Here is a 4,169-nt window from a genome sequence, read left to right as displayed (position 1 = left end):
TAGATAGACTAAAGTCTGTTTGAAGGTTTTCCTTCACACAGACTTTAGTCTATCTTAAAAATGATATGGTTTTAAGAACTGAAGTTTTAATTTGAACAAAAAGGAAATATTTGGAGTATTTAGATATTCTTGTTTCAACAGACTTACTCTATCAGGAGTAGTTTATGATTAATTTATCTAGTTTCAGTCCATACAAATAAGAATTGTTAAAAGCATTGATAACGGTAAAAAAGTAAACTCAAAACTGCTATTATTTAAAGTTGAATTTCACAGCTAAGTAGAACATGGTAAATTTTGGGCGCTATGTATCAAATTGTAAATTAGCTCAAAAGTTTATATTCATTTTCTTTAGGGTTTTTTTTGATTAAAAATGCAACGTCTTTTTTTTAGCCTGCTCTACTTAAGCTAAGTAGTTATTGAATATTAACATGGAGTTAAGCGGACTCGAACCGCTGGCCCCCTCAATGCCATTGAGGTGCTCTACCAACTGAGCTATAACCCCTAATCACTAATATTTTAGCCTTTTCTAGACTAACTACTTTTTCCAATTTAGTAATCTGATTATACCATGACTTCTAGATTTTACAGACACTTTATCAAAAATACTTCTTTTAAATTAATTTGTATATAATAATCTTTTATATTGTCGTATAAAAATAAGCAGTTGGCCAATAAATAATGTCTAGTGGTATTTGTATGGCATTTAGACATCTCCAGAAAAGAGGCAGTAGGCAGTAGGCAGTAGGGAGAAAGAATTGATAATTTATGTGTGATAATTGATTTGATTTTGGATTTTTACCAGATGTCTATTTACATATCTTGGTTGTACCTATAGATGGCCACCTCTAATAGTTTCGCTATATTTAACAAGAAAAGGAATTAATTTTTACACTTCTTTAGATTGTGACTAAAGAGGTAAAATATTCTCTCTGTATGTGTTAAGCATGAGTTATCTTGATCATTTTTACTTCTTTAGTATCGAATAGATTAACGAAACAATGGGTATATTATTAACATGACTTACCCAAAGACACTATATATAGCCCATACCAATTTAGGCGATTGCTGACACAAAGCTCCGCTAACACTATAATCTTTTCAGGATAAACTTCTACTCAACAAGGTTCGCAGAAAAATGGACGTAACAGGACTCGAACCTGTGACCCCTACCATGTCAAGGTAGTGCTCTAACCAACTGAGCTATACGTCCAAACTATGCTTTAGTATACCAATTCTAGAGCAAAAGTCTAAATTTTATGAGAAATATATAAATAATAACTATTTTTTATATATAAAAAATAAGTATATCTTATAAAGATACCTTTTACCCCAGCAGGGGTATTGTCATAGATACTGAACTACCCCACTGTAACCTACGCTGTGGGGAAATTTTCTGACTTCAGAGGGGACTGCGTAAGTTTGTTCTTACCTCCACTTTTTTCGCTATACTAGCCTTACCTAAAATATCAATTTTTTTTGAAATATCACAGATATAAAAAATATGAACAAAACTGTAAAAATACTGCTGAGAGATTTCAAGAAGGCCGTACCACTATTTCTCCAGACTAATTTTATTTTCTTGATTACTTATGTAGCAGCTTTGAAAATGAAATTACATTATGAAGATGCTACTCCCGCTGCTTTAATTGGAGCTAGTAATCATTTTGAAGTAGCGATCGCCACTTCAGTTACTCTATTTGGTTTGAATTCTGGGGCAGCTTTAGCAACAGTAGTGGGAGTATTAATAGAAGTACCAGTAATGTTGATGTTGGTATAGTTTTGCAAACGCACAGCTTTTTGGTTTCCTCACGAACCAGAGAAGGCAACTTTATTAGATTCTCCTTGTTGTGCGACTCCATTTGTTGGAGATTAGGGGAAGGGGAGTGGGGGAGTAGGGTAGAAAATTTCACTGAAGTTAGAAGTCAGAAGTCAGAAGTCAGAAGTTAGATTTGATCTACTAAAAACTTTGATAAGACCATAGTTTGGGGCAATTATTTGACATTTAAAGGAGCGAAACTATTTATAACATCCCTATCAGTCTTCTGTAGCGAAAGCTTATCAGGAATTTAATGAAGATGGGACAATGAAAGATTCAGCTTATCGCGATCGCGTTGTTGATGTTATGGAGGAATTATGCAAGTTTACATTATTGTTGCGAGATAAGGTTGATTATTTGACAGACCGCTATAGTGAGCGTAAAGAAAAGGAAAGAAATTAACTATGGAAGAAAAAACAACTCAACCGATAGCAGAAAATTTGTGGTGGGTGATTCCACAGAAACTGGCAGGAGTTCGCAAACCATTGCCAGAAGAGTTGCCAGAATTACAGAAACTAGGTATCGGTGCAATAGTCTCTTTGATGGATGATCCCTCTAACTTAGAGCTTTACAAACAAGCAAACTTACCTTACTTGTGGTTGCCTACCAAAGGAGGAACTGCACCAAGTCGGGAACAAATTAAACAACTACAGGATTTTATTGATAGTCAAAACAATGGTGTTGTAATTCATTGCAGCAATGGCAAAAGACGAACAGCTACTGCTCTTGCGGGGTATTTGATTATTTCTGGTTCATCTTATGATGAGGCAATGGAAATTATTTCAACTGCAAACCCAGAAATTGATTTACGGGAATCTCAAAGTAGCTTTTTACAGACTTTGGCAAAAAATTAACTTGTTTAAGAGATTAAAAAGCTGGATACTATCATGCCATTTGCTTCTACAGATAGTGTATTATCTAATAATTTGCCTAAGTCCTGAGCTAGTTAAGAAAAAAGAAAATTTGGTGTTGGTGCATTGTAATGGTAGTGCTTTGTAGTTATTTTTATTATGAGACACTACAGTGGGAGCATCTTCCTCCCGTACTATGCTATTCACCATTGCTATGTAAAACTATCGAAAATTTAAAGGAGGAAAAATATGGCAATGCGCATAGGAATAAATGGATTTGGTCGCATGGGAAGGTTGGCACTGCGTGCAGCTTGGGAATGGCCAGAACTAGAGTTTGTTCACATTAATGAAATCAAAGGAGGTACGGCAGCAGCAGCGCATTTACTTAAGTTTGATTCTGTACATGGCAGGTGGTCGCCGGAAGTAGAAGCAGCAGACGAACAGGTAATAATTGATGGTAAACCTCTCAGTTTCAGTGAATATTCCCAACCAGGTGAAGTACCTTGGGACAAATTTGGTGTTGATATTGTGTTGGAATGTTCTGGCAAGTTTAGGACTCCAAGCACTCTCGAACCTTACTTTCAGAATGGTGTCAAAAAGGTAATTGTGGCAGCACCAGTTAAAGAAGAAGCTTTAAATGTAGTCATGGGTGTTAACGATAATCTGTATGAACCTGAAAAACATCACTTACTCACGGCAGCTTCTTGTACTACCAACTGTTTAGCTCCAGTGGTAAAGGTGATTCACGAAGGATTGGGAATTAAACATGGAGTTATTACTACTATCCATGATAATACTAATACTCAAGTTATTGTTGATGCACCTCATAAAGATTTGCGTCGTGCCAGAGCTACAAGTCTTTCACTGATTCCGACTACAACTGGTTCGGCAACAGCGATCGCATTAATTTACCCAGAACTTAAGGGTAAGTTGAATGGTTTAGCGGTGCGGGTTCCTTTGTTGAATGCTTCTTTGACAGATTGTGTGTTTGAAGTAGTTCGTCCTACTTCGGTAGCAGAAATTAACAGTTTATTGAAAGCTGCATCTGAACAACCACCGCTGAAAGGAATTTTAGGTTATGAAGAACGTCCTTTAGTTTCCGTTGACTATAAAGATGACCCCCGCTCTTCTATTATTGATGCTCTTTCAACAATGGTAGTAGATGAAACTCAAGTGAAAATTTTGGCTTGGTATGACAATGAATGGGGTTATGCTAACCGTATGGCAGAGTTAGCTCGAAAAGTTGCTCTGAGTTTGAAATAGTTATTGTAATATTACAGTAAATAGGCAATAGTAGGGAAGGGAGCAAGATGCTCCCACTATTGTTCTTCTTGGAAAGCTGCTACAACTAGAAAAAAGATTTCCTAAACTTAATAAATGGGAAAATAAATCAAATAAAAATGAGAAAAATATGACTGATGTTTCTATTACAATGAAAGATATTTTTAAGCAGAGATAAATTCCAATTATAGATAATTTCCTTGCTACTGATAATTTGTTTA

The 4,169-nt window shown here is 35.6% G+C and carries 2 protein-coding genes, 2 tRNA genes and 2 pseudogenes; 4 read left to right on the top strand and 2 right to left on the bottom strand.

Translation table 11 applies throughout. The annotated features are described in order from the left end of the window. Positions 1-429 precede the first annotated feature (429 nt). Both F6K13_RS21285 and F6K13_RS21280 read right to left on the bottom strand, forming a co-directional pair. A tRNA-Ala gene (locus F6K13_RS21285) sits at positions 430-502 on the bottom strand. A 634-nt stretch (positions 503-1,136) separates the two neighbouring features. After that, positions 1,137-1,210: transfer RNA gene (locus F6K13_RS21280), tRNA-Val, on the bottom strand. 333 nt (positions 1,211-1,543) lie between these two features. On the opposite strand from F6K13_RS21280, the pseudogene F6K13_RS21275 reads away from it, so the two are divergent. From F6K13_RS21275 to F6K13_RS21260, 4 genes and pseudogenes are all read left to right on the top strand, one after another. Next, a pseudogene (locus F6K13_RS21275) lies at positions 1,544-1,873 on the top strand (arsenic resistance protein); the annotation flags it as partial. A gap of 156 nt (positions 1,874-2,029) precedes the next feature. Further along, a pseudogene (locus F6K13_RS21270) lies at positions 2,030-2,218 on the top strand (arsenical resistance protein ArsH); the annotation flags it as partial. A 2-nt stretch (positions 2,219-2,220) separates the two neighbouring features. After that, positions 2,221-2,670, top strand: a complete 450-nt coding sequence (locus tag F6K13_RS21265; RefSeq protein WP_124144837.1) for a dual specificity protein phosphatase family protein — start codon at positions 2,221-2,223, stop codon at positions 2,668-2,670. Between the two features lie 246 nt (positions 2,671-2,916). After that, a complete protein-coding gene (locus F6K13_RS21260; protein ID WP_124144836.1) occupies positions 2,917-3,930 on the top strand; it encodes an ArsJ-associated glyceraldehyde-3-phosphate dehydrogenase in 1,014 nt (337 codons plus the stop codon). Positions 3,931-4,169 lie beyond the last annotated feature (239 nt).

Origin of the sequence: Okeania sp. SIO2B9 (genome assembly GCF_010672505.1) — a bacterium.
In the GTDB taxonomy this organism is placed as follows: Bacteria; Cyanobacteriota; Cyanobacteriia; order Cyanobacteriales; family Microcoleaceae; genus Okeania; species Okeania hirsuta.
The sequence above is the reverse complement of the archived record's forward strand: the minus strand, read 5'-3'. Positions and strand labels throughout refer to the sequence as shown.

Coding starts and splice junctions, on each gene's coding strand:
- F6K13_RS21265 (WP_124144837.1), top strand. CDS start 2,221: ATGGAAGAAAAAACAACTCAACCGATAGCAGAAAATTTGTGGTGGGTG.
- F6K13_RS21260 (WP_124144836.1), top strand. CDS start 2,917: ATGGCAATGCGCATAGGAATAAATGGATTTGGTCGCATGGGAAGGTTG.